This window comes from Kitasatospora sp. NPDC002551 (assembly GCF_040296005.1).
Taxonomy (GTDB): domain Bacteria; phylum Actinomycetota; class Actinomycetes; order Streptomycetales; family Streptomycetaceae; genus Kitasatospora.
Map to the genome: position 1 here is coordinate 1 of NZ_JBEOWI010000069.1, position 24,649 is coordinate 24,649.

21 protein-coding genes are annotated in these 24,649 nt (G+C 75.1%); 16 read left to right on the top strand and 5 right to left on the bottom strand.

Going from position 1 to position 24,649, the window contains the following annotated elements; translation table 11 throughout:
- Positions 1–115: 115 nt before the first annotated feature.
- Together ABT093_RS35545 and ABT093_RS35550 are read right to left on the bottom strand one after the other, a co-directional pair.
- Positions 116–514 (bottom strand): hypothetical protein, encoded by a 399-nt coding sequence (locus ABT093_RS35545; protein WP_350571366.1) that lies wholly within the window; start codon positions 512–514, stop codon positions 116–118.
- Positions 515–1,013: 499 nt separating this feature from the next.
- On the bottom strand, positions 1,014–1,982 hold the full coding sequence (locus tag ABT093_RS35550) for a DNA gyrase subunit B (RefSeq protein WP_350571368.1): 969 nt from the start codon (positions 1,980–1,982) through the stop codon (positions 1,014–1,016).
- Between the two features lie 1,495 nt (positions 1,983–3,477).
- Between ABT093_RS35550 and ABT093_RS35555 the strand changes: the two genes are divergently transcribed.
- The 14 genes from ABT093_RS35555 to ABT093_RS35620 all read left to right on the top strand — a co-directional run bounded on the left by ABT093_RS35555 (position 3,478) and on the right by ABT093_RS35620 (position 19,498).
- Positions 3,478–4,530 (top strand): phosphotransferase enzyme family protein, encoded by a 1,053-nt coding sequence (locus ABT093_RS35555; protein WP_350571370.1) that lies wholly within the window; start codon positions 3,478–3,480, stop codon positions 4,528–4,530.
- Between the two features lie 37 nt (positions 4,531–4,567).
- Positions 4,568–5,362 (top strand): class I fructose-bisphosphate aldolase, encoded by a 795-nt coding sequence (locus ABT093_RS35560; protein ID WP_350571372.1) that lies wholly within the window; start codon positions 4,568–4,570, stop codon positions 5,360–5,362.
- A complete protein-coding gene (locus tag ABT093_RS35565) occupies positions 5,355–6,617 on the top strand; it encodes a nucleotide sugar dehydrogenase (RefSeq protein ID WP_350571373.1) in 1,263 nt (420 codons plus the stop codon). The genes ABT093_RS35560 and ABT093_RS35565 overlap by 8 nt, the downstream gene beginning before the upstream one ends.
- 186 nt (positions 6,618–6,803) lie before the next feature.
- Positions 6,804–7,964, top strand: a complete 1,161-nt coding sequence (locus ABT093_RS35570) for a glycosyltransferase family protein (protein WP_350571375.1) — start codon at positions 6,804–6,806, stop codon at positions 7,962–7,964.
- The gene (locus tag ABT093_RS35575) at positions 7,961–9,145 is read left to right on the top strand and encodes a glycosyltransferase family 4 protein (RefSeq protein ID WP_350571376.1); all 1,185 of its coding nucleotides are present in this window, start codon (positions 7,961–7,963) and stop codon (positions 9,143–9,145) included. Before ABT093_RS35570 ends, ABT093_RS35575 begins: the two co-directional genes overlap by 4 nt.
- Positions 9,142–10,353 (top strand): N-acetylglucosamine-6-phosphate deacetylase, encoded by a 1,212-nt coding sequence (locus ABT093_RS35580; RefSeq protein ID WP_350571377.1) that lies wholly within the window; start codon positions 9,142–9,144, stop codon positions 10,351–10,353. The genes ABT093_RS35575 and ABT093_RS35580 overlap by 4 nt, the downstream gene beginning before the upstream one ends.
- The gene (locus tag ABT093_RS35585; protein ID WP_350571378.1) at positions 10,346–11,563 is read left to right on the top strand and encodes a Gfo/Idh/MocA family protein; all 1,218 of its coding nucleotides are present in this window, start codon (positions 10,346–10,348) and stop codon (positions 11,561–11,563) included. Before ABT093_RS35580 ends, ABT093_RS35585 begins: the two co-directional genes overlap by 8 nt.
- Entirely contained in the window at positions 11,564–12,403 is an 840-nt protein-coding gene (locus ABT093_RS35590) for a 5-deoxy-glucuronate isomerase (protein ID WP_350571380.1), read from the top strand.
- Complete coding sequence (locus tag ABT093_RS35595; RefSeq protein WP_350571381.1) at positions 12,400–13,518, top strand: zinc-dependent alcohol dehydrogenase; 1,119 nt, start codon at positions 12,400–12,402, stop codon at positions 13,516–13,518. The genes ABT093_RS35590 and ABT093_RS35595 overlap by 4 nt, the downstream gene beginning before the upstream one ends.
- Positions 13,519–13,525: 7 nt before the next feature.
- Positions 13,526–14,545 carry a zinc-binding dehydrogenase gene (locus tag ABT093_RS35600; RefSeq protein ID WP_350571383.1) on the top strand — a complete coding sequence of 340 codons (1,020 nt, stop codon included), beginning with the start codon at positions 13,526–13,528 and terminating at the stop codon, positions 14,543–14,545.
- Positions 14,546–14,687: 142 nt separating this feature from the next.
- Positions 14,688–15,758, top strand: a complete 1,071-nt coding sequence (locus tag ABT093_RS35605) for a Gfo/Idh/MocA family protein (RefSeq protein WP_350571385.1) — start codon at positions 14,688–14,690, stop codon at positions 15,756–15,758.
- A gap of 175 nt (positions 15,759–15,933) precedes the next feature.
- Positions 15,934–16,710 carry a sugar phosphate isomerase/epimerase family protein gene (locus ABT093_RS35610; protein WP_350571386.1) on the top strand — a complete coding sequence of 259 codons (777 nt, stop codon included), beginning with the start codon at positions 15,934–15,936 and terminating at the stop codon, positions 16,708–16,710.
- On the top strand, positions 16,700–18,121 hold the full coding sequence (locus ABT093_RS35615) for a polysaccharide deacetylase family protein (RefSeq protein ID WP_350571388.1): 1,422 nt from the start codon (positions 16,700–16,702) through the stop codon (positions 18,119–18,121). The genes ABT093_RS35610 and ABT093_RS35615 overlap by 11 nt, the downstream gene beginning before the upstream one ends.
- 99 nt (positions 18,122–18,220) lie before the next feature.
- Positions 18,221–19,498, top strand: coding sequence for an MFS transporter (locus tag ABT093_RS35620; RefSeq protein WP_350571390.1), 1,278 nt, complete (start codon positions 18,221–18,223; stop codon positions 19,496–19,498).
- 501 nt (positions 19,499–19,999) lie between these two features.
- Here ABT093_RS35620 and ABT093_RS35625 read toward each other — a convergent pair.
- On the bottom strand, positions 20,000–20,803 hold the full coding sequence (locus tag ABT093_RS35625; RefSeq protein ID WP_350571391.1) for an exodeoxyribonuclease III: 804 nt from the start codon (positions 20,801–20,803) through the stop codon (positions 20,000–20,002).
- 274 nt (positions 20,804–21,077) lie between these two features.
- On the opposite strand from ABT093_RS35625, the gene ABT093_RS35630 reads away from it, so the two are divergent.
- A complete protein-coding gene (locus ABT093_RS35630; RefSeq protein WP_350571392.1) occupies positions 21,078–21,854 on the top strand; it encodes a GntR family transcriptional regulator in 777 nt (258 codons plus the stop codon).
- Between the two features lie 285 nt (positions 21,855–22,139).
- The gene (locus tag ABT093_RS35635; protein WP_350571394.1) at positions 22,140–22,289 is read left to right on the top strand and encodes a hypothetical protein; all 150 of its coding nucleotides are present in this window, start codon (positions 22,140–22,142) and stop codon (positions 22,287–22,289) included.
- A 48-nt stretch (positions 22,290–22,337) separates the two neighbouring features.
- Here ABT093_RS35635 and ABT093_RS35640 read toward each other — a convergent pair whose 3' ends face one another.
- Both ABT093_RS35640 and ABT093_RS35645 read right to left on the bottom strand, forming a co-directional pair.
- The gene (locus tag ABT093_RS35640; RefSeq protein ID WP_350571396.1) at positions 22,338–23,501 is read right to left on the bottom strand and encodes an ROK family protein; all 1,164 of its coding nucleotides are present in this window, start codon (positions 23,499–23,501) and stop codon (positions 22,338–22,340) included.
- Between the two features lie 323 nt (positions 23,502–23,824).
- Positions 23,825–24,577, bottom strand: coding sequence for an SDR family oxidoreductase (locus ABT093_RS35645; RefSeq protein WP_350571397.1), 753 nt, complete (start codon positions 24,575–24,577; stop codon positions 23,825–23,827).
- Between the last annotated feature and the right edge of the window lie 72 nt (positions 24,578–24,649).

Genomic DNA, 24,649 nt, shown 5'->3' on the forward strand with positions numbered 1-24,649 from the left:
CGAGCCCGCGTCCCAGTTCCTGCTCGACGGTCTCGTGCGGGAGGGCCGGGCCTGCCAACCGCCGGACGTGACGGTGGGCCCGGGCCGAGCGGGGCCCGGGCCGTTCAGCTCCGGGTCAGGGGGTGGTGCAGACGGCGGTCGCCCGGATGGACTCGGTGCCGCCGCCGGTGTTGGTGCCGCGCACGACCCAGAACTCGCCGCTCGGGTAGGAGTCGGTGAAGAAGATCGCGAAGGCGCTGGTCTGGCCGCCACCGCCGGTGGGCACCTCGCCGGCCGGACAGGCCACGACGGCGATCCCGTTCTGGCCCGGCTCCACGTCGACCCAGTCGCCGACGACCTGGTCGTGCGCGGCCAGCAGCGAGGAGTCGGCGGCGGCCTGGCCCTTGGGGACGACGACAGGCTTGACGGAGGCGGGCTTGTCGGCGGGCCGGTCATCGGCAGCGGCCGCGGTGCTCGCGGTCAGGACGCCGAAGACGGCGACGGCGGTCAGGACGAGGGGCTTCATGCGGGCCATATCGGCTCCTGGGGTTCGGTGGTCTCGCGTTCCTCGGCGGGGGCTGTTCCTCCACGCCGGCCCGATCCGTACCCGAACCACCGCGCCCCGCCCTCAGGTGGACGCCCGGCTACTCGGGTGGGGGAACACCACTGCCTGGCCGGGCTAACGGCCGACCCCGGCAGTTCCCGAGTCGCGATGACGCGGCGTCCCGCGCCCGACCCGGCGCCGGGCCCCGGCTGCCCTCCGAGGCGGACCCTCGGGACGACGCGAGGCCGCGCCGCGCCAACCGGAGGCCGGCCGGGCCCGGGGACGACGGCGGTGATGCGGCACCCGTGGTCCGTGTGGAGCGGCACGCACCCACCGTGCTGCGACCAGGTGTGAACCGCGCCGGCCCGCGGGCGTGCTGCTTGGTGGGCGGTCGGTCTCCCCGATGGTCGGTCGCGGGTCGGCGGGGCATCCGGTCGCCGTCGACGTGCGGCGTTCTCCAGCCGGCTTGCGCGTGTTGCTTTCTTGCCGGTCAGTGCCCGAGGGCGCCGTGGACAATCCGGTCGATGATGGCGGCAGCCTGCTCCGGACGGTCCTCCAGCCATCCGCCGAGGTGTTCCCGTACGGCGTGTTCCACGCGGGCGCGCACGACGGCATGGCCCAGCACGTCCCGGATGGCTCCATGGAACTCGGGATCGTCCAGTTTCACTGACACCACGGCCGTCAGACCGGCGCCGATCCGGTCGGCATCGAGATCGGGGTCCGTCACCGCCAGCAGTCGGCGCTTCCGGGCATACGTGTTGACTGCCGCTGCCACCCCGTCGCGGAAGCCGCGTTCGTGCGTGCCGCCGCCGGTGGGCCGGCTGTTGGCAAAGCTCTGGACGCGCTCTTCGCCGGTGTCGCGCCACCTCAGGGCCACTTCTACTGTTCCCGCCATCTGCGCGTCCTCGTGCTCGAAGCCGATGATGTCCAGGTCGCCGGGGGTCGCCGCCTGTCCGTCGAGGAAGGCGACGAAGTCCCGGGCCCCGCCCGGGAACCGGAACCGCACCGAGGGGGGCTCGGGCGGGCGGCGCCGGTCGGTCAGCGAGATCTCCAAGCCCCGGTTCAGGAAAGCGAGTTCCCTGAAGCGCTCCGCCAGAGCCTCGAATGAGAACTCTGAAGCAGTGAAGATGTCGGCGTCGGGCCAGAAGGTGATGGTGGTCCCGCTTCCGGTCGTCGGCCCCGCCTCGGTGAGCGGTGTGACCGCGACGCCGCGCGCATACTCCTGGACCCAGCGGACTCCCTCGCGCTGCACATCGGCTGTGAGACGGCTCGACAGGGCATTGACGACGTATGGCCCCACGCCGCAGAAGCCGAGCGTCACCTCGCGGCGGTCACCGGATCCCGCCTTGAACTGCATGCGTGTCAGCAGCGTTTCGAGGCCGGGACCGTCTGCGCGCTCCGCCTGGTCGACGCGGACGCCCGGTCCGTCGTCGGCGACGCACACTCCGCCGTCAGCCATGAGAGTGACGTCGACGCAGCCGGGGCACCGGCGCCCATCGGGACCCTTCGTTGAGCGGGCCGAGTGCCTGCTTCCCCAGGGGGGCCGCCGACCATCGCGCCGCCGCCGCGATGCTCGCCTTCACCGGTCGGCCCAACAGCCGTATCTCCACGGCGGACCGGACGTCGTCCGCTGGGACCTGTAGGCGCGGGGGGCTGCCTGCGCGGCCACCGTTCGTATGCTCGCCCGCCACCGCCCGCGGAAGGGGGTGCCGACATGCGGACGCGGAAGAGGCGCACGGCCTGGTCGCTCACCTGCTTCGTGCTGGGGGGCGTATGCCTGCTGACCGCTCTGGCGATGGCGGCGGGCCTGGTGACGAAACGGGACCGTGTGAAGGTCGAGTACCCGATCCTCGGCGTCCCGGGCGTGGTGCTGACGTTCCGCGCCCCGGTGTTCGGCGTCTCCTGCGGGCCGTCCGGGTTGAGGTACTCCGGTCTGTTCGGGGCGTGCTCCTCCGTGTGGCCGTCCTGGAGGGCAAGGTCTACTCGTCCGACGTCCCCGAGCTGGTGCCGGCCGCCGGCGGGACGGACCAGTGTCTCCGGGGGGGGGGCGGGCTGCCGCGCGAGTCGAGCCCCGGTGGCTTCGGCCACGTGAAGGAGAGGCGATGATGAGCGGTTCGGGCCCTCGGGGCGCGTCGAACGGTCCGAGGTGCCTTGCTCGGCTCATCTACCGTGCGGTACAAGGAAGTTGAGGAGATTTGATGGTGGCCCGGCCGGGAGCGAGGAAACCGGCCATACCCGAACCACCTCGCGGCGGCGTTCCGTCCGAACGGCCGTCCGCATGGCGGGGTGCCCCCGTCCACCGTTCGGTCGTTCGGTGACGCACGGTCATCGTGTGCATGTCGAACCGTTTGCTCCGCGTCCGAGGGTGTCCGCCCGTCGATCGCGGGCCGTCCGGCGGTCCGGGCCCGGGCGTGTCGCGGGGGCGAGGGGCGCTCGCGCCGGGGCCGCTCGCACCCGTCGCGGCCTGCGGCGCCCGGGCCCCGAGCTCCGGCCGCGGCCGCTTTTGGCCGGTGCCGACGGGCTGCCGCGACGGGTGCCGGCCCCGGTGGCTCCCTTCGCCCCTGGTGGGCGCCGGTGGATACCGCCCGGTCGCGACGCTTCGCGTGCGGCGGACCCGGCCGCCTCGCCGCCGGAGGGCTGGCCGGAATTCACTCTCGCCTCCCGATCGCAGCTGCAACCGATGCGCAGCTGTGGTGAGATGAGGCACTCGGTCCGATACACCCGGTGACCCGGGCGCCACGCACCGTGTCGCCCGGACCGTGCCGGCCCGCTCCGAGCCCGTCCCTCCACCTCCCCCCCCGAGATTCCCGCCCCGCGAAGACCGGGCGCCCTCGGTCGTCCCCCTTCCCGGCCCCGACCACTGTTCGGTCGCGCCGGATCGCCCCGTGCCCTCGACGAGGACTCCCCTCGACGAGGGTCGGAACCGCTTCCGGCCGCCGAATCGAGGAATTCCCATGGCGCGATCCTTCTACGAACTGTCACGCTCCACCCAGCGGGCCCGACTTCGGGCGCTGGCCGCCCGCGTGGCGGAGGTCCACGGCATCCGCTGCGACGATCTGCGCCTCGTGCAGTACGAGGACAACGCGGTGTACCGGCTCGCCGGACGCCGGCACGGGCACCCGGAGAGCACCCTGTACACGCTCCGCATCTCGGTGCGCGACGGGCGGAGCGCGGCGGAGCAGCGCTCCGAACTCGACTGGATGGAGGCGCTCCTCGCGGAGAAGGCGGTCACGGTGCCGGTGCCCGTCGCGACCCCGGCCGGCGACAAGGTCGTCGGCCTGGAACTGGCGGGCTGCCCCGAGCCGGTGACGGCGGTGGTCTTCGAGTGGATCCCCGGGCGGGCGTCGCCGCCGTACTCGCGCCCCGGCGCGGCCGGGGACATCGGCGCGGTCACCGCCCGGCTGCACGAGCACGCCGCCGGGTTCCGGCCGCCGGAGGGCTTCGTCCGACCGGCCTGGGGACACCGCGAGGTCTTCACCGAGGGAGCCGCGCTCGACGGCGCGACGGCGCGGGGCCGCCTGACGGAGGACGAGCACCGGGTCCTCCAGGAGGTGTCGGCGGCCGTGGGCGCCCGGCTGCCGGAGCCCGGATCCGCCGACTGGGGTGTGATCCACGCGGACCTCCACCGGGGCAACCTCCTGGAGACCGACGACGGCTCCACGGCCGTCATCGACTTCGACGACTGCGGCTGGGGCTTCCCCATGCTCGACGTGGCCACGGTGCTGTCGTCCGTCCTGCGCACCTGCGCGGACGACCGGCCCGCGTACGAGGACTTCGCCGAACGCTACCTGGCGGGCTACCGGTCCGTCCGCGCCCTCCCCGCCGGAGCGGCGCAGTTCGACGAATTCCTGGTGATGCGCGATCTGATCATCCTGAACTTCGTCCTCGGGTCGGAGAACGCCGCGGTGCTCGGCTGGGGGCCGCAGCGCGCCCGGGGAATTCTCGGCCTCATGCGGACATACCTGGAGACCGGCGAATACGCGGGGCACCTGGAACTGCTGCCCTGACGCTCGACCGGCAGATCACGGAAGGAGTTGTGAGACCTTGTCCCCGACCCCGCTGACCGCCCGACGTGACCTTCCCTTCGACGGATTCCGGATCAGACGCCGCCGCCTGTTCTCCCCGGTCACCGGGAGGACCCTGGTGATCCCGCTCGACCACGCCATCACCCTGGGCCCGGCCGGCGGCCTGGAGGACCCCGCCGCCATCGTCGAGGCCGCCGTCCAGGGCGGCGCGGACGCCGTGATGCTCCGCCCCGGCCTGACCCACTGCCTCGCGGTGGCCGGCGCCGAACGGCTCGGTGTCATCATGGCGCTGACCGGCCGGCTGGCCGACGGCGTGGACCACGTCCAGCTCAACACCGTCGAGTACGCCGCCGCCCACGCGGCCGACGCCGTCTGCGGGGAGTTCAAGTTCGGCTCGTCCGGGGACCTGGAGAACGCCCGGGTCATCGCGGTGCTGGCCGAGCGGGCCCACGACCTCGGGCTGCCCGTGCTCGTCACCGTGTACACCCGGCCGGAGGCGGTCCGGCGGCTCGGCCCCGGCGCCTACGCCCACGCCTGCCGGATCGCCGAGGAGATCGGCGGGGACTTCGTCAAGACGGCGCTGCCCGACGACCCGGACATCGTCCGCCAGTGCGTCGAGAGCACCTCCGTTCCGATCGTGCTGGCCGGCGGCGCGCCGGACGCGGGGACCGAGCTGTCCGACGTCCTCGACCGGGCGATCCGGCTGGGCATCGGCGGCGCGGCCGTCGGACGCCGGGCCTGGGCCGGCGGCAAGCCCGCCGACGCCGTCCGCGAGCTGGCCGCCACGGTGCACGGAGGGCCGCGCCATGCATGACCCGGTGGACCTGCTCGTCGTCGGCCTCGGCTACGTCGGGCTCCCGCTGGCCCGGGAGGCGTCCCAGGCCGGGCTGCGGGTACGGGGCTTCGACGCCGACCCGCGGGTGGTCGCGCGGCTGAACGGCGGCACCTCGCACGTCGACGGGGTGAGCGACGAGGACGTGCGGGCGATGCGCGCCACGGGCTTCACCGCCACCTGCGACGAACGCGGCTTCGGCGCACCGAGGGTCGTCGTGGTCTGTGTGCCGACGCCGCTCGACCGGGACGGCCTGCCGGACCTGTCCAGCGTGGTCCGGGCCGGCCGGATGGTCGCCCGGCAGCTGCGCCGGGGCATGCTGGTGGTCCTGGAGTCCACCACCTTCCCGGGCACCACCGACGACATCGTCCGCCCGATCCTCGAGGAGTCCGGGCTGCGGGTCGGCGACGACTTCGCGCTGGCGTTCTCGCCCGAGCGCATCGACCCGGGCAACACCGAGCACGGCGTGCACAACACCCCGAAGGTGGTCGGGGGTTGCACGCCGGGCTGCACGGAGCGGGCGATCGGGTTCTACAGCCGGTTCGTGATGAAGGTGGTCGCGGCGAAGAGCACCAGGGAGGCCGAGATGGCCAAGATCCTGGAGAACACCTACCGGCAGGTCAACATCGCCCTGGTCAACGAGATGGCCATGATCGCCCATGAGCTGGGCGTCGACCTGTGGAACGCCATCGAGTGCGCCGGGACCAAACCGTTCGGGTTCGCGGCCTTCCAGCCGGGCCCCGGGGTGGGCGGCCACTGCATCCCGATCGACCCCCGCTACCTCTCCTTCCAGGTCCGCGCGCTCGGCGGCCGCTCGCAACTGATCGACGTGGCCCAGGAGATCAACGACGGCATGCCGCAGTACGTGGTCGGGCGCGCCGGACAACTGCTCGCCAAGGGCGGCGGCGGGCTCCCCGGGGCCCGGATCCTGCTCCTGGGCGTCACCTACAAGGCCGACGTCGCCGACCAGCGCGAGTCGCCCGCCGACGACGTCGTCCGCCATCTGCGCGAGCGGGGCGCCGACGTCGCCTACCACGACCCGTACATCGGCTCCTGGACCGTCGACGGCGCGGAGGTGGCCCGCGCCGAGGACCTCGACCGTGCGATGGGCGCGGCCGACCTCACGATCGTCCTGCAGTGGCACGCGCACTACCTCGAACACCTGGACGCCTCCCGGACCCCCGCGCTCTTCGACACCAGGGGCCGGCTCGACGAGCGCAACGTCGCCGTCCTGTAGCCCGCGCCGCGCTCGGGTGCCCCTCGGGGGGCCCGAGCGCCCCCTTCCCGCTCCCGTCCCGCCCCCGGCGACTCGCCCCGGCCCCGCCGGCCCCGGCCCCTTCCGGCCGCCGGCCCCGGGCCGGCGCCGCGCACCGCCGGGGCCGCCGGGGCCGCTCGCACTCCCACGCATTCGAGGAGGCAGACCATGCGGATCGCGATGTACTGGCACAACGGCCGGAGCCTCGGCCACACCGCGGAGAGCGCCAAGGTCGCCCACGGCCTGCTCGGCGGTGGCCGCCCGCTGTCCGTCACCGGACTCACCGGCGCCTACCGCGGGCTCGACCTGCTGCCGGCCGCCATGGACGTGGTCAAACTGCCCGCGTTCACCAACTACGACGACCCGGCCGGGTGGCAGACCTCCGGCCGCTCCGGGCTGGCCGCCGGGCCGCTCTTCCGGCTGCGCGCCGAACTCGCCGAGGTCTACCTGCGCCACTACGCCCCCGACGTCCTGCTGGTGAACCACCTGCCCAAGGGCGCCGAGGACGAACTCGTCCCGGCGCTGACCGCGACCCGCGGCGACGGCGGGCGCCGGGTGCTGACCCTGCGGGGCGTGCTCTTCGACGCCGAGAAGACCGACCGCGAGTACTTCGGCCCGGACAGCGCCCAGTGGATCGACCGGCACTTCGACGCGATCCACGTGCACACCCACCCCGAGGTGTTCCGCCTGGAGGACCACTACCGGGTGCCGCGCCGGCTGCGCGAGCGGATCCACTACACCGGCTACCTGGTCGACGAGTTTCAGGCGGGACGCGACACCGCGCGGGCGGAACTCGGTGTCGAGGACGCCGAGCGCCTGGTCGTCGCCAGCATGGGCGGGGGTCAGGGCGCGATCGGACTCTGGACGGCGTTGATCGACGCCTTCACCGCGCTGCGGCCGGAGTTCGACCGGGTCCGGCTGGTGACCGGACCGTACCTGGAGGCGGCCGACGCCGCCGCGCTGCGGGCCCGCGCGGCCGACCTCCCGTGGCTGGAGATCGTCGGCTACGAACCGGCGATGACCACCTGGATGGCCGCCGCCGACCTGTTCGTCGGTGCCGCCGGGGCGAACATGCTCAGCGAGGTGCTCGCGGTCGGCTGCAACGCCGTGGTGATCCCCCGGCAGCTCAGGGAACCGGAACAGCGGATCCACGCCGGACTGCTCGCCGCCCGCGGCCTGGTCCGCGCCTGCGGGCTCGCCGAGGTCCTCGCCGGAGACGCCGGGCCCGTCCTGGCCGAGGCGCTGCGGGAACCGCTCGCCCCCAAGGCCGGGCACCTGCTCGGCGGCGCCCGCCGCTACCCGGAGCTGCTGTTCGGCGGTGCCTCATGAGCGCCACCGAGCCCGCCACCCCCGCCGAGCCCGCCACCCCCGCCACCCCCGCCGAGCCCGCCACCGCCCCCGTGACCGAGCCCGCCGGCGAACCGCCCGCCGACGGCGTCCCCGACGGCCTGCGGGTCTGCCTCCTGGTCCGCTACTTCACCGTGGGCGGGCTGGAACGCGTGGTGACCGCCCTCGCCAACGACCTGGTGGCCCGCGGCGTCCCCGTCCGCGTGGTCGCGCTCGCGGTCGCCCGGCGCAACGCGCTGATGACCGAGCTCGACCCCAGGGTCGAGGTCGTCTCGCTCGCCGGGCCGGCGCGCCGCCGCCTCGCCGGGGTGGCACGGCTGACCCGGGACCACGTGGTCCACGTCCACTTCGGGGACGGCCGGATCCACCCCCTGGTACGGCTCGCGCTGCGCGGCCGCCCGACCGTGGTGACGTACCACAGCGTCTACACCCACAAGCGGACCTGGCTGCGCAACCGCGTCGACCGCTACGTCAACACCCGTGCCGACCAGGTGCTCGCGGTCTCGGAGGCGGTCCGGGAGTTCTGCGCCACCCAGGTCGGCCTGCCGGCGGAGCGGGTCGAGGTGGTGCCCAACGCCATCCGGCTGGACCGGCCCGGGGCCGAGCCGCCGGCCGCCGGAGCCGACCTCACCGTGGTCAGCCTCGCCGGACTCCACCCGCACAAGAACCAGGCGGCGGTGCTCGCCGGAGTGGCGCGGGCCCGCCGCGCGGGCACCGACGTACGCCTGCGGGTCATCGGCGACGGCCCGCAGATGGCCGAGCTGTTCCAGCAGGCCCGGGAGTCGGGCATCGCCGACGCCGTCGACTGGTACGGCCAGGTGTGGCGCCGCGACCTGGTGCTGCCGCTCCTCGGGTCGTCCGGGGCGTTCGTCTCCGCCAGCCGCTTCGAGGGCATGCCCATCTCGATCCTGGAGGGCCTGGCGGCCGGCCTGCCGATGCTCCTCTCCGACATCCCGCCGCACCGCGAGACCGCGGGCGACGCGGCCCTCTACTTTCCGCCGGACTCGCCCGCCGACCTGGCCGCGGCCCTGCGCCTGCTCGCCGAGGACCCGGCGCGCCGCCGCGACCTGGCGAAGGCCAGCCTCGAACGCTCCGGCCGCTTCGACCCGGACCGGTTCGTGGAGCGCCACCTGCGGGTCTACCGGCGGGTGGCCGCGCGATGAGCCACGAACAGCGCCTCGCCCTCGTCAACGCCACCGTGGTGCACCCCCACCGGCTGGGCGCGGGGGAGTGCCTGCTGCTGCGGGACGGAACCGTCGAGTACGCCGGCCCCGCCCGCCGGCCGCCGGCCGGCTACCGGAGCGTCGACCTCGACGGGGACTACGTGCTGCCCGGACTGATCGACGTCCACGTGCACGGCGCCCTCGGCCGGACGTTCAACGAGCCCGACCCGGACGCCTGGCGCACCGTCCTGGACGCGCACGCCGCCGCGGGCACCACCGGCCTGCTGGCCACCCTGGCGACCGACCGGCCGCCGGCGCTTCGGGCCGCCCTGCGCGCCGGCCGCCGCCTGCCCGCCGGCTCCGGCCTGCTCGGCACCCACCTCGAAGGCCCCTACCTCGACCCGCGGTTCGGGGGAGCGCACCCGCCCGACGCGCTGCGCACACCCGCGCAGCTGCCGTGGCCGTGGCTGCTCGCCGAGGCGGACTTCGTCCGGATGGTCACCCTGGCCCCCGAGCTGCCGGGATCGGCGGCGCTGATCGGGGCGCTCACCGACCGCGGCGTGGTCGTCTCGGCCGGGCACAGCGGCGCCACCGGCCGGGAGCTGACGGCGGCGCGCACGGCCGGACTGCGGCACGTCGCGCACCTGTGGAGCGGGCAGTCGACGCTCGCCAAGGACGGCCCGTGGCGGGTCACCGGCCTGCTGGAGACCGTCCTGGCGTCGGAGGGGCTGACCGCCGAGCTCATCGCCGACGGCCGGCACCTGCCCGCCGAACTCGTCCGGATCGCCCACCGCTGCCTGGGCCCGGACCGGCTCTGCCTCGTCTCCGACGCCTCGGCCGGCACCGGGCTCGCCCCGGGCAGCGGCTTCGCGATGGGCGCGGTCCGGGGCGTCGTCGCCGACGGCGTCGCGCTCGGCCACGACGGCGCGTCGTTCTGCGGCAGCACCAGCCACCTCGCCGACGTCCTGCGCTTCACCGTCCAGCAGGCCCACGTCCCGCTCGTCGAGGCCGTCCGGATGGCCGCCACCACACCGGCCCGGGTACTCGGCCTGGCCGACCGGACCGGCGCGCTGGTGCCGGGGCTGGCCGCGGACGTGGTCGTGCTGGACCGGGACCTGCGGGTGCGCCGGGTCGCCCGCGCCGGTCGCTGGCTGCGCGACCGGGCACCCGAACCCCACCGACCCAAGGAGGTTCCCAGCCATGGCTGAACCGCTCAGCACCCGCTACGCCCTGGTCGGGGCGGGCACCCGGGCCTGGAAGACGTACCTGCCGCTGTTCGCGCACCCCTCGCCGGGCCGGTCGCTGGTCGGCGTGGCCGACAGCGATCCGCGTCGGCTCGCGGAGGTGGCCGAGCGCTGGTCCGTCCCGGTCTACCCGACCGGTGACGTCCGCCCGATGCTCGACGACCTGCGCCCCGAGGTCCTGATCGTCACGTCGCCGGACTGCGCGCACGCCGGCCAGATCGCCGCGGCCCTCGACGCGGGGGTGCACGTCCTGACCGAGAAGCCGATGGCCCTGACGGCGCGCTCGGCCGCGAGCGTCGTCGCGGCCGAGCAGCGCTCCCGCGCCACCGTGCGGGTCGCGCACAACATGCGCTACCTCAACCTCCACCGCACCATCCGGGACCTGCTGGCGGAGGGCCGGATCGGCACGCCCACCCGGGCCCACCTCTCCTACCGGCTTCGGCCCGACCACGGGCGCAGCTACTTCCTGCGGTGGCACCGGCGGGCCGCGGCGTCCGGTGGCCTGCAGATCACCAAGAGCTGCCACCACTTCGACCTGCTCAACTGGTGGCTGGCCGACCGGCCGCAGGAGGTCACGGGCTGGACGGGCCGCCTGCACTACCACCCCGGGCCGGACCGCGGGGACGACGAGCGGCGGGTGCCGGCGGACGCCGACATCGCGGACACCGTCTCCGCGGTGATCCGCTACCGGGGAGGGGCGATCGCCCACTACTCGCTGTCGGCCCGCTCGCCCTGGGAGGGCTACACCCTCACGGTGCAGGGCACCGACGGCGAACTCGCGGCCCGCTACGAGGTGGTGGCGGCGGGCGGTGCGCGGCCCGCGGACCGGTACACGGTGCGCCTGAGCCCGGTGGACGGGCCGCCGCGGCGCATCACCGTCCCCCGGGAGAGCGGCACGCACTCCGGCGCGGACGCCCGGATGCTCGCCGCCCTGCTGGACGGCGCCCTGCTGGACGGCGCCCTGCTGGACGGCGAGTTGCCGGACGGCGGCGCGCCCCCGTCGCCGGGGCCGTACGGGGCGCGGGGTCCGGCCGCGACGGCCGTCGACGGCGCGTACGCCGTGGCGGTGGGGGAGGCGGTGACGCGATCGGCCGCCCACGGCGGCCCGGTCGCGATCGACGGTCTCCTCCCCGGGCTCGTGCTCCCGGAGGCCACCGCGGGAAGGAGCGTCTGAATGGACGGCACACCCCTCGCCGTGCCCGCGTCCGGGCACCGGGAGCCACCGGCCGGGCTCCCGGTCGGGCTGCGGATCGGGGAACTCGCCCCGGGCGACTTCGCGCAGCAGCACCAGGACGGCGCGGAGGCCGTCGTGGTGCTCCTCGGGGGCCGCTGCGACGTCGACTTCGACGGGCCCGGCCCGCACTGGCCGGGGCTGGGCGCCCGCGCGGACGTCTTCGACGGCCGGGCCACCGCGTTCTACGCGCCGGCCGGCCGGCGCTGGCGGATCACCGCCGGTCCCGCCGGTGTCCGCTACGCCGTCGCCACGGCGCCCGCCGGCACCCCCCGCGAGCCCTACCTCGTCACACCGGATGGGGTGCGCGCCGAGCGGCGCGGCACCGGGGTGTGGGCGCGCGAGGTGCACGACATCGTCGGACCGGACCGGCCGGCGGACGGCCTGCTGGTGGGGGAGACGTTCAGCGCGGAGGGCGTGTGGTCCAGCTACCCGCCGCACAAGCACGACCGGCACGACCCGCCGTTCGAGAGCCACCAGCAGGAGGCCTTCCACGTGCGGGTGTCCCCGCCCTCGGGCTTCGGACTGCTCGTCCACTACCCCTCGGTGGCGGCGGACCGCCGGGCCACCGTGGTGCAGGACGGCGACGTCGTCGCCGTGCGGGAGGGCTTCCACAGCTTCGTGGCCGCCGCCGGGCACCGCTTCTACTACCTGTGGGCGCTCGCCGGGACCGAACGGCACCTGTGCTTCCGGACCGATCCGCGCCACGCCTGGCTGCTCCCGGCGGGGGAGGACGGCCGGGCGCCGGACGACGCGCCCGCGGCGGACGGCGGCCCGGCATGACGGGGCCGGCGGTCACCGGCGCGCCGGCCCCCGCCGCGCTGCCCGCGCTGATGCGGGCGGCCGTCTGGCACGGCCCCGGCCGGCCGCTCACCCTGGAACACCTCCCGGTGCCCCGCGTTGAGCGGCCCGAGGACGTGGTGATCCGGGTCCGCGCCGCGATGTTCGGCGCCGCCCTGGTGCGCGCCGTCACCGTCGGCCACCCCCGGATGACGCCGCCCGCCGTCCTCGGCACCCTGGTAGCCGGCCGGATCGCCGCGCTCGGCCCCGCCGTGCGGCACCTGACACTCGGCCAGAGCGTCACCGTCGACCCGCACCCGCCCTGCGGACGCTGCGACACCTGCCGCCACGGACCGGCGGCGCTGTGCACCGCCCGGGCCCGGGTCGAGCCGGGGGCGCACGCGGAGTACGTCCGCCTGCGGCCGCCGCTCACCGACCACGTCGTGCCGGTGCCGACGGGGGTGTCCGCCGGTGCCGCGATGCTCACCGAGATCGTCGCCTGCGTCCTGGACGCGACCGACACCGCCGGCATCGGCCCCGGGCAGAGCGTCCTCGTCATCGGCTGCGGCCCGGTCGCGCTGATCCAGGTGAGGCTCGCCCTGCTGCGCGGCGCCGAGCGCGTCCTGTGCACCGTCAACCACCCGGCCCGGCGCGCCGCGGGGCGCCGGCCCGGCGCAACCGTCGTCGACGTCGACCGGGCCGCCGACGCCGGGCGGGCGGTCGAAGCCGACGACCGCACGGCGCAGCGGGTCCGGGCGCTGACGGACGGCCGGGGCCCGCACGTGGTGGTGGAGGCGGTCGGCCGCGCCGAGACCTACCGGCAGGCCTTCGCCCTGGTCCGGCCCGGCGGCACGGTGGTCGGCTTCGGCGGCTGCCCGCCCGGCACCACCCTGCCGGTCGACCTCAACGCCCTGCACTACCGCCGGATCCGCTACATCGGCAGCTACCACTACGGCCCCGGCGTGTTCCGGGCCGCCGCCGACCTGCTGGCCCGCGGCGTCCTCGACCTCAACCCGCTGCTCACCCACCGCATCCCGCTCGACCGGATCGGCGACGCGGTGCGCACGGCCCGTCTCACCGAATGCCTGGTACCCGTCGTCGAACCCTGGAAGGACTGATCGCACGATGCACAGCACCCGCGTACTGATCACCGAGCCCGGACGCGTGGACCTGCGCCGCGAGGTGCTGCCGGAGCTCTCGGACGACCAGCTGCTGGTCCGCACCCGGACGACGCTGGTCAGCCCCGGCACCGAACGGAACTGCTTCCTGGGGGAGTTCGAGAAGCCCTCGCACTGGTCCGCCTGGGTGCGTTACCCCTTCGCCCCCGGCTACAGCGCGGTCGGCGAGGTGCTGGAGGTCGGCCCGACCGTCGCCGACCGCCGGCCGGGCGACCGCGTCGTGCTGCGCCGCTCGCACCAGAGCCTCACGGTCGTCTCGGAGCAGTCGGTCTATCCGGTGCCGGACGGGATTCCCGACGGGACGGCGGCCTGGTTCGCGCTGTCGGCCATCGCCCAGCACGCCGTGCGCAGGACCGGCCCGCTGTTCGGCGAACCGGTCGCGGTGGCCGGCCTCGGGCCGCTGGGCCAGCTCGTGCTGCAGTACGCGGCCGTCGCGGGCGCGGCCGAGCTGTACGCCGTGGCCCGGGGCGGCTCCCGGCTCGCCGCGGCGCGGCGGCACGGCGCGACCGCGGTGGTCGGCGGCGGGGTGGCGGCCGCGGTCGAGCCGATCGCGGAACTCACCGGCGGCGAGGGCGTCGGCGTCGCGTACGACGTGACCGGCGCGCCCGAGGCGCTGGCCGGCCTGTCCGCCCTGACCAGGGAGGGCGGCACCCTCGTGCTGGTCGGCGACACCGCGTGGCCGGGCCGCCAGACGCTGGGGGGCTCCGTGCTCCGCCGGGCGCAGTCGCTGATCGGGGTGCACGACAGCGACATCCCGCGGGCCCCGCGGGTCCGGCACGTCCGCGGCACCTTCGCGGAGAACGTCGACCTGTTCTTCCGGCTGGTCGGCCAGGGGCGGCTGAAGGTCGACGACCTGGTCACCCACACCTTCCCGGCGGCCGACGCGCAGTCCGCGTACAAGCTCCTCGCCGGACCGGACAGCGGCGCCATCGGCGTGCTCCTGGACTGGCGCGACACCGGGCTGTGACCCGGCTCCGAACGCGGCTCCGGACACTGCCCGGGACCCGGCCCGGACCTGGATCCGGCCCGGCCCCGAACCCCCCGACCACGAACCCCCCGACCACGAACGCGGTCCGACCCACCCGACTCACGAACGAAAGGTTCCCCCCGTGGCAGTTCGCATTGGATTCGTCGGCGTCGGCTACATCGCCAAGCAGCACCTCAAGCGGGTGCTGGCCGACCCGGAGGCCGAGGTGGTGGCGCTCTGCGACACCGCCCCGCAGGCCGCCGAGGCGACCCGCCGCAGCGTCCTGGAGGCGCTGCGCGGCGCGGTCCCCGAGCGGGTGCTGACGGCGTTCGCCGGGCTCCCGGTGCACACCGACCCCTTCCGGTTCTTCCAGCAGGAGCGGCTGGACGCGGTGTTCCTGTGCCTGCCGCCCTTCGTCCACGGGGAGGTGGAGTTCGCCGCGATCGAGGCGGGGGTGCCCTTCCTCGTCGAGAAGCCGGTGGCCCTGGACCTCCGGACGGCCACCGCGATCTCCCGGGCGCTGCGCGACCGCGGCCTGATCGGGGCGGCCGGCTACCAGAGCCGTTACGCGGACATCGTCCCGTACGTGCGGTCCCGGCTGGACGGCCGGACCGTCGCGATGACGCTCGCCCACCGCTTCACCAAGCTGCCGGGCCGGGACTGGTACCGCCACCAGGACCGCTCCGGCGGCCAGGTGGTGGAGATGGCCACGCACCAGGTGGACCTGCTGCGGCTGCTGGTCTCCGACATCTCCACCGTCTACGTCTCCGGCGGCCGGCGGATCGCGACCCGCGCCGAGTCGGAGATCTTCGACACCGCGGCGGCCAGCCTGACCTATACCAACGGCGCGGTGGGCAGTCTCGTGACGAACATGGTGTCGGGCCACGGCAACCCCGCGTTCGCCCGTGGCATCCACATCATCGCCGACGGCCTGACGGTGTCCGTGCTCGGCCACGAGGGCGAGTCGCGGACCGTGGAGGTCGTCACCGCCGAGGGCCGCGAGGAGCGGGAGTTCACGGACGACTCGATGGCGGCCCAGGACCGGGCGTTCGTCCGGGCCGTCCGGGACGGCCGCCCGGAACTGGTGCTGGCCCCCTACGAGGAGGCGGTCCGGACCCTGGCCACGACCCTCGCCCACCAGCAGTCCGCGCAGAGCGGCCTGCCGGTGCGGGTCGACGAGCTGCTCGGCGCCGAGGTCCCGAGCCTGTCCTGACCGCTCCGTCCGACGACCACCCGGCCGGGCGCCGACCGCGCGGCGCCCGGCCCCCGATCCCGCCCCGCCCCACCCTCTCCGTCCCACCCCCGTTCCGCCCCGCTCCACTCCCGATCCCGTCGCGGCCGACGCACCCGGTGCGCCGGCGCACCCGCACGCACAGGAGGAGACCGACGTGCTGCTCGGAGCCGGTACCGACACCATCACCGACGCCTACACCCAGGACCAGAAGTTCGCCGAATTCCGGCGGCTGGGACTCGACTTCGCGGAAGTCCCGCTGCACAGCGCCGAAGCCGCCGAGCAGGTGGAGCTCTTCCGCGAGCTCTCCGCCCGGCACGGCCTGCCCATCGCCTCCGCCGTCGTCGCGGAGTTCGTCCGGCTGCCCGACCTGCCCGAGCCGGTCCGCCCGGAGGCGGTGCGCCGGATCGCCGCCACCGCCGTGCTCGCGGCCGGTCTCGGCTGCGACCTGGTGCTCGTCCCGGTCCGCGTCAAGCCGGAGGAGCCGGCGCGCGCCGAGGTCTACGCCAAGGCCTTCGCCGACGTGCTGGCCGCCACCGCGGAGCACGGCACGCTGATCGCGGCCGAGTTCGTCGGCGGGGCGCTCCCGCGCGACGCCGCCGAGCTGGTGGCGACGGTGGACGACCCCCGCGCGCGGCTGTTCTTCGACATCGGCAACTGCCTCTACGCGGGCGCCGACCCGCTGACCGACCTGCGGGACCTGCTGCCACTGGTGGGCCAGGTGCACCTCAAGGGCGGCCCGGACACCCCGCTCGCCGCGATGCCCCTGCGCGAGCTGGCCGCGGTCCTGGCGGACGGCGGGTACACCGGGCGCTGCGCGCTGGAGATCGAGTCCCCCCAGGGCCGTTCGAGCGTGCGCGACGCCGTCTCCGTCCTGCGCATGCACGGCCTGTGGCAGCCCGCCGAGGGCCGGGAGGGCCACCGTGCCGCGTAGCGTCCGGGTGTTCCTGACCTTCGACGTGGAGGACCCGGTCACCGCGCGCAGCGACGACGCCGTGGTCCGGGTGGCCGGCCTGCTGCGCGAACGCGGCGCCCGGGCGGCCTTCTTCGTCACCGGCGACAAGGCCCGCGCCCTGGTGCGCCGGGGCCGGCCGGACGTCTTCGAGGCGCTGCGCGCCCACGACGTCGGCTACCACACGAACCACCACTCGACCCACCCGACGGTGGCCGAGTACCTGGAGCGCCGGGACTGGGCGGACGGCGTGGCGGAGGTCGTCGCCAGGGAGCGCTCCGGCGCCGAGCTCGTCCGCGAGCTGACGGGCCGGCGGCTGTGCGGCTTCGCGGGCCCCGGCACGTCCTGGGGCCCCCAGCTCCCGGCCGCGCTCGCCGCCCTGGACATCCCCGCCCACCTGCACTCGTTCAGCCGCACCGGCGGCGGCCACAATCCGCACTGGTACGCGGGCGCGCTCTGCTTCGCCCGCTCCGAGGCCGTCGGGCCGGTCGAGGACGTCCTGCCCGACCCGGCCCGGTTCGCCGAGCTGCTCGCGCGGGTCCCGGAACTCGTCGACCGGGCGGCGCGGTCCGCGGACGGCGTGCTCCACCTGTACATCGGCCATCCGACGATGTTCGTCAACCGGGAGTTCTGGGACGGCTTGAACTACGCGGCCGGACGCAACCCCGCCCCCGGCGCGCCGCTCGCCGAGCCGGCCGCCCGACCGGCCGAGGAGACCCGGACCATGCTGGACAACCTCGGGCGGCTGGTCGACGCCGTCCGGGCCCGCCCCGGCGCCGAGATCGTCGGGTTCGGGGACCTCGTGGAAGAGCGGCTGCGCACCCCCGCGCCGCGCGGCGACTGGTTCGCGGCGGAGCTGCGGGCGGCCGCGGCCGAACCGGGCATCCGCACCACCTCGCGCACCGCCTCGCCCGCCCAGCTGCTGCACGCGATGTGCGGAGCGGTCCTCGGCCGGGACCCCGGATCGGGCGGTCCGCCCGGGGAGGTCCACGGGCCGGTCGCGCGCCCGGCCGGGGGGATACCCGCCGGGGGCCGGTGCGAGGCCGACCGGGACACCGTGCTCGGCCTCGCCGCCGAGCTCTGCCGGGAGGTGGCCGCCACCGGCGCCCTGCCGGCCTCGGTCCGGGGCCCCGGGGGCGTCGCGGTCGCGCCCGCGACCCTCCACCGCGGTCTGCTCGACCTCGCCGGGACCGGGGGTGCCGAGGCGCTCCGGGAGTTGCCCGCGCGGGTCGTCCTGCCGGCCGTGGCCCCGCTGCCCGAGGTCGGCGAGGAGATGGCCGAGCACTTCACCCGCCGGGTCCGGCGCTGGATGCACCGGCCGGACCTCGACGTGACCGAACTCGCCCGGCTCACCCGCGCCCAGACCTGGACCCTGCGCGCCACGGCCGCCTGACCGCCGCTCCACCACCGCTCCACCGCCGCCCGGCCGGGCCCGACCGCCCGACCGGGCGGCCGCGCCCGGCCCGGCACCGTCACAGAAAGCGACCACCAGATGTCCCTCGGGAAGACCCGCGGCCGGCCGGCCGCCGCGCCACCACCACCCCTCGACCTCTGGCGGGTACGCGACTTCGTCGTCCTCTGGTGGGCCCAGGTCACCTCGCGCGTCGGCACGCAGATCTCCCAGTTCGTGCTCCCCCTCCTGGTCCTCGACGCCACCGGCTCGGCCGGGACGGCCGGTCTGATCACCGCCCTCGAACAGGTGCCCTACGTACTCCTGGCCATCCCGGCCGGCGCCCTGGTGGAGCGGTGGAACCGGCGGGTCGTCCTGGTGGGGGGCAACTTCCTGCGCGCCGGGATGTTCGGACTGCTCGCGGGCTACCTGCTCGCCGGCGGCACCAGCATCCCCGCCATCGCCGCCACGGTGTTCTGCTCCGGCGTCGTCTACGTCTTCTTCGACGTGGCCAACAGCACCGTCTTCCCCCGGATCCTGCCCGCCCACGAACTCGCCAGGGCCACCGGCTGGGTGGAGGGCACCACCGCGCTCACCGAGGTCCTGGGCCCCGCGCTCGGCGGCGCCCTCGTCGGCCTGGGGACGCACGCCCTGCAGGGCGCCGGCTACGCCTTCGGCGTCGACGCCCTCACCTACCTCGTCGCCGGCCTCGGCGTCCTCTGCGTCCGCACCTCGCTGAGCCCCCCGCCCGCCGCCGTCCGGACCCCGCTGGGCGCCTCGATCCGCGCGGGCGTCGGCCACCTCCTGGGGGACGGCCGGCTGCGCCGGCTCGCGCTGGCGAACTTCGTCAACATCGTCGCGCTCGGCACGGTCTGGCTGAGCTTCATGGCGCTCATGAAGTCCGAGTTCCACCTCGACTCCACGCACACCGGCCTCCTGCTGGCGCTCGGCGCGGCCAGCGGCATCCTGGGCAGCTTCTGCAGCGGCATCCTCGACCGCCGTCTGGGGCCCTACGGAGTGATGCTCCTCGCCGGCGCGGGCTGGGCGGCCGGTGAACTGATCATCGCCGCCGCACCGGCCCCGTGGGTCGCCGTCCTGGGCCTGGCCCTGGCCCTGTGGGTCGCCCCGCCGTACTTCTCCACCCTCTACGCGTACCGGATGGCGATCATCCCGCAGGAGATGCACGCCAGGATCAACAGCCTCTACCGGCTGCTCGCCCAGGCGGGCCTGCCGGTCGGCCTGTCCGTCGGCGGCCTGCTCCTCGACACCGTCGGCGCCCGCGCCTTCCTGCTCCTGGTGGCCGTGGTCTTCCTGGCGACCGCCGTCACCGTACAGCTCCGCGCCCCCCGAGCCCCCGCCCCCGCCGCGGACCCGCCCTGACACCCGCACCAGGTGCGGCCGGCGGGCCGATCTCCGGCACGCGGGATTCAGAGGACCTTGACGGTTGGTCAAGGTCGAAGTCGAACTCGGCGGTGACCGGTGCGTGGTCGCTCCAGCGCTGCGCGTGGGAGGCTGCGCGTTCGACGTAGGGCCTGCGGTGAAGCAGGGTGACGTCGTTGGTGCCGGTTCGGGCGGTGGTGGGTTCGCGTGTGTCGGACACGCACGGGGGCGAGGGCAAGGTCTCGCACCTGGTGCAGGCGGAGTCGGCGACCCGGCACGCGGTCTCGAAGGAGTGGGAGATCGTCGGCTCCTTCGAGGACCCTGGACGTCTCGGCGGAGATCACGCCGTGGAAGCGCCGTCGAGTGCGTCGCCTGCAACAGGCCGGCCAAGTGCTCTGACGGTCGGCGCCGAGCCGGATGTCCGTGGAGCCCGGGGCCGTATCGCGCTGATGGCCGGGCTGCCGACGGATGCGAGCGGCAGCCCGGCTTCCTGGCATTCGGTCAGTGCTCCAGGTCGTAGACGGCGGTCACCGGCGCGTGGTCGGACCAGCGCTCCGCGTGGGTGGCGGCGCGTTCGGTGTGGGCTTCGATGGCCTTGGCGGCGAGGGTGGGGGTGGCTACCTGGAGGTCGATGCGCCAGCCGGAGTCGTTGTCGAAGGCGCGGCCTCGGTAGGACCACCAGGAGTAGGGGCCGGTGCGGTCGGGGTGGAGGTGGCGGACGACGTCGACGTAGCCGGCCTCGTCGTAGACGCGGGAGAGCCAGGCGCGTTCCTCGGGGAGGAAGCCGGCGGACTTCTGGTTGGCCTTCCAGTTCTTGAGGTCCTCGGGGCGGTGGGCGATGTTCCAGTCGCCGCAGACCACGACCTCGCGGCCGTCGGCGGCGGCGCGGGTGCGGAGCTTGCCGAGGTGGACGAGGAATTCCGCCATGAAGCGTTCCTTCTCGTCCTGGCGTTCGGTGCCGACCTCGCCGGAGGGGAGGTAGAGGCTGGCCACGGTCAGGCCCGGAAGGTCGATTTCGACGTACCTGCCTGATTTGTCGAATTCCGCCGACTCGAAGCCGACGACCGTGCGGCTCGGTTCCGTCCGGGAGAGGATGGCGACGCCGGCACGGCCCTTGGTGGCGGCCGGGGCCCACACCGTGTGCCAGCCGTCCAGGTCGCGCAGCTCGACGGGGAGCTGCTCGGGCTCGGAGCGCACCTCCTGCAGGCAGACCACGTCCGCCTCGGTGGCGGCCAGCCACTCGATGAATCCCTTCTTGGCCGCCGCCCGGATTCCGTTCACGTTCACACTCGTCACCACGATCACCCGGGCAGCCTACCCACTGCCACGTGCGGGGGCGTGCCGCGACGCGTCCGCTTGCGGAGCTGACGTGAACGCACCATGAAACTGTGCGGCAGTCCCGCCGGGGCGCGCCATTGGTCTTGACCATCTCCCGATCCAGCCCCTAGGGTCACTTACTGCAAGGACCTTTAATAAAGAAGGACGGAAAAAGCCCGCTCTCCCACCTGCCGCAACAGCGGACAGCGGGGCGGATCCGCCCTCTTTCAGCAGGGCGGAAGAAACCAGGGTGGAGGACACGGTGGGAACGACAGGACAGCTCACGGCGGTACCGGAACCGAAGTACTGGCACCTGCGCACGGTGTTGCTCCGCGCCATCGACACGGAGTTCTCCATCGGCCAGGTCCTGCCGAACGAGCGCGAGCTCGCCGCCCGCTTCGGCGTCGCCCGGGCCACCCTGCGCCAGGCGCTCGACCAGCTGGAGCTGGAGGGCCGGCTGGTCCGCCGGCGCGGCATCGGCACCCTGATCGCCGCGCCCAGGGTCGGCGTTCCGGTGAACCGGCAGGAGGAGGGCTGGCCCGGTGCCGTCCGCAGCCAGGCGTGGCGCACCGTCGACTGCACCACCGCTCCGGCCGCCCGTCGGCTGGCGGAGGCGCTCGGGGTCGCCGAGGGTGCCCCCGTGCACACCGTCCGCCGGGTGCGCCTCGTGCAGGGGCGGATCATGGCCACCGAGTCGCTGCACGTGCCCGCCGCCGCGCTGCCGCACCTGCCCGGGTTCCGCGCCGAGAGCGACCGCGCCCGCTCGGTGCTGCGCCAGCTGGAGCGCCTGGAGGTCGACGGCGAGTCCCGCTCCGTCGAGCTGGGCGTCGCCGAGGCCGAGCAGGCCGCGCTGCTGGAGCGCCCGCCCGGCTCGCCGGTGCTGGTGATGACCACGCAGTACGCCGCGGCCGGCCGGCTGGTCGCGCTCGCCGTCTCCACCTACCGCGCGGACACCTGCAAGCTGACCTTCGGTGAGACCGGCCTCGTCGAGGTCACCCCCGTCGGCGCCGCCACCCCCGTGGGTGCCGCCGCCTCCTGAACCACTCCCGAAAACCCTCAGGCCCAGGCCCGAGCGCCCCACCAGGCGCCCGGGCCTGGGCCGTTTCCGTCGCGGGGGGCGTGCGGACGAGCGGGGCCCGATCGCGGGTTCCTGAACGAGGGCAACCGTTCGGGGTAGCCCCTGGGCGGCTGCCGCACGGGCCGGTAGGTTGCGGGCGATCTCTGTACGACCCGTCCGCGCGAGGCGCCACGGCCCAGGCGCGGGACCGGTCCGGGAACGACCCGTTCGTGCAAGCCAAGTGTCCGGCGATCCCGGGGTGGGGCCGTGAGCGCGCACGTGAACGCGCACTGGTACGGAAGGATCGGCGGCGGCCCTGCCGGGCGCCGCCTCGCGCAGCTGCTGATCCTGTCGATGTTCGCGCTCGGCCTCGGCATCGCGCCGACCGCCGCGTGGGCGGCGGGCCGGCCCCGCTGACAGGGGAGCAACTGGCGGTCCCGAAGCCGGAAGCGGCCCCGCGGCCGCTCAGGCCGTCGGGGGGTTGACGGCGAAGAGCTGCTCCTCGACCTGGTCGAGGGCGACGCGCAGGGCGCCCATGGCGACGACCTCGGAGCCGAGGGCGGCCAGGGCCACCTCGGGGGCGCGCAGGGTGAACTGGGCGAGGCGTTCGCGCAGCGGGTCGAGGACGCCGTCGAGGCCGGCGGCCCAGCCGCCGATCACGACGAGCTGCGGGTCGATGGCCAGGACGAGGGCGGCGACGCTCTGCACCAGGCGGGTCAGGAAGCGGTCGGTCGCGACCTTCGCCACCTCGTCGCCCTCGCGGGCGAGCCTCAGCACCCGTGCCACCGCCGCCTCGTCCAGCGGGTTGAGCGGCTTGCCGGTGGTGGAGAGCAGGCGCTCCGGCGTCACCTCCTGACCGAGCAGGTGCAGGGCGCCGATCTCGCCGGCCGCGCCGCCGAAGCCGCGGTGCAGCCGACCGTTGATGAGCGAGCCGGCGCCCGGGCTCAGACCCGCCATGACGAACACGACGTCGTCGGCGCCGACCGCCGCGCCCTGCCAGTGCTCGGCGATCGCGGCGAGGTTGGCGTCGTTCTCGATCATCACCGGGCAGCGGAACGAGCGCCGCAGCCGGGCCCCGAGGTCCAGGCCCGTCCACCCGGGCATCGCGGTGCCCAGCTGCACGGTGCCGTCCCGGTCGACGATGCCCGGCGTGCCGACGCCCACCGCCCACAGGTTGTCCCGGGAGACGCCCGCCTTGCGCAGCACCTCCGCGACCACCGAGCGCACCGCGGTGAGGCGTTCCTCCGCGTCCAGGCTCTCCTCGACCGGCCGGAAGTGGGTGCCCACCACCTCGCCGGCGAGGTCCGCGAGGATGATCCGGATGTCGTGCACGCCGATCTCGATGCCGAGGATGTGCCCGGCCTCGGCCCGGAACCGGAACCACCGGGCCGGCCGTCCGCGCCGCCCGGCGCCGGGCTGACCGCCCGGCTGCGGCTGCTCGACCTCGGCGACCAGGCCGGTCTCCACCAGCCCCTCGATCACGCCCTCGACCGTCGGGCGGGAGAGCCCGGTGTCGCCGACCAGCTGGGTCAGCGTCACCGCGTGGCCCTCGCGCAGCGCCCGCAGGGTCACCGCCGCGTTGATCCGCCGCAGGAGTGAGGAGTCGCCACCGGTGAGTCTGTCCGCCAAGACGCTGCCCTTCGCCGTTCCGCGCGACTGCCCTGGCGCGCGTGCCCTGTACACGGGCACCGCCGGGCGACGCCTCCGGAGCGTCGCCCCGGAGGCCGCCCCCGGGCGGACCCGCGGGAGTCAGCCGCCCGGCGGACCGGCACGGCGGTGCTGTGCCGCCTGCGCCGGTCCGGGTGGCCTGGGCCGGATGCTACCGGGGCCCCGCCGACCCGGCGAGCATCTTCCCAGCTCATCCGGGCTTCGGTATCGAAATGGTACGGATTGGGTGGCAGTGCGTGACCCTGCCCCCCCTGAGCCCACGGCGCCGCCCGGTCGTGCCGCCGTCAGCGCAGGCCGCCCGTCGCACCGAGGTTCTGCCCGGACACCCACCGCCCGTCCGGGCCGACCAGGAACGCGATCACGTCCGCGACGTCGGCCGGCTGCCCGAGCCGCCGCAGCGGCGTCATCCCGGCCACCACCTCCAGCGCCTGCGGGGGGTTGAGCGAGCGCAGCAGGTCGGTCTCCACCGGCCCGGGCGAGACGGTGTTGCAGGTGATCCCGCGCGGTCCGAGCTCCAGCGCCGCGGCCTGCGTCAGCTGCTCCAGCGCGCCCTTGCTGGCCAGGTACGGCGTGATGCCGGGTACGGCGCGGCGGGTGTTGAGGGAGGAGACGTTGACGATCCGCCCGCCGTCGCGCATGTGCTGCGCCGCGTACCGCAGCGTCAGGAACACCGCGCGGGTGTTGACGGCGAGCACCGCGTCGAAGTCCGCCGGGTCGGTCTCGGCGAGCGGGGCGGGGGTGAAGCTGCGCGCCGCGTTGTTGACGAGGATGTCCAGCCCGCCGAGTTCCTCCTGGGCCGCGGCCATCAGCCACTCCGCGCCCTCCGGGGCGCCGAGGTCGGCGCGCACCGCGTGCGCCCGCCCGGCTCCGTGCGCGGCCACCGCGCGCACCACGTCCTCGGCCGCCGCGTCGTCCCGCGCGTAGCCGAACACCACGTCCGCGCCGTCCGCCGCCAGCCGCTCCACGACGGCCCGGCCGATCCCGCGCGAGCCGCCCGTGACGACCGCCGCCCGGCCCGCCAGCACCCTGTCCGACATTCCGACTCCCCGTTCCCGGCCGGCCGCGCACCGGCTCCGGGGAGAACCTACCGCCCGGCGGACCCGTGACGG

Excerpts from the sequence above, each read along its gene's own strand:
- ABT093_RS35545 (WP_350571366.1), bottom strand. The coding sequence starts at position 514 with ATGGCCCGCATGAAGCCCCTCGTCCTGACCGCCGTCGCCGTCTTCGGC.
- ABT093_RS35550 (WP_350571368.1), bottom strand. The coding sequence starts at position 1,982 with ATGGCTGACGGCGGAGTGTGCGTCGCCGACGACGGACCGGGCGTCCGC.
- ABT093_RS35555 (WP_350571370.1), top strand. The coding sequence starts at position 3,478 with ATGGCGCGATCCTTCTACGAACTGTCACGCTCCACCCAGCGGGCCCGA.
- ABT093_RS35565 (WP_350571373.1), top strand. The coding sequence starts at position 5,355 with ATGCATGACCCGGTGGACCTGCTCGTCGTCGGCCTCGGCTACGTCGGG.
- ABT093_RS35570 (WP_350571375.1), top strand. The coding sequence starts at position 6,804 with ATGCGGATCGCGATGTACTGGCACAACGGCCGGAGCCTCGGCCACACC.
- ABT093_RS35575 (WP_350571376.1), top strand. The coding sequence starts at position 7,961 with ATGAGCGCCACCGAGCCCGCCACCCCCGCCGAGCCCGCCACCCCCGCC.
- ABT093_RS35580 (WP_350571377.1), top strand. The coding sequence starts at position 9,142 with ATGAGCCACGAACAGCGCCTCGCCCTCGTCAACGCCACCGTGGTGCAC.
- ABT093_RS35585 (WP_350571378.1), top strand. The coding sequence starts at position 10,346 with ATGGCTGAACCGCTCAGCACCCGCTACGCCCTGGTCGGGGCGGGCACC.
- ABT093_RS35590 (WP_350571380.1), top strand. The coding sequence starts at position 11,564 with ATGGACGGCACACCCCTCGCCGTGCCCGCGTCCGGGCACCGGGAGCCA.
- ABT093_RS35595 (WP_350571381.1), top strand. The coding sequence starts at position 12,400 with ATGACGGGGCCGGCGGTCACCGGCGCGCCGGCCCCCGCCGCGCTGCCC.
- ABT093_RS35600 (WP_350571383.1), top strand. The coding sequence starts at position 13,526 with ATGCACAGCACCCGCGTACTGATCACCGAGCCCGGACGCGTGGACCTG.
- ABT093_RS35620 (WP_350571390.1), top strand. The coding sequence starts at position 18,221 with ATGTCCCTCGGGAAGACCCGCGGCCGGCCGGCCGCCGCGCCACCACCA.
- ABT093_RS35645 (WP_350571397.1), bottom strand. The coding sequence starts at position 24,577 with ATGTCGGACAGGGTGCTGGCGGGCCGGGCGGCGGTCGTCACGGGCGGC.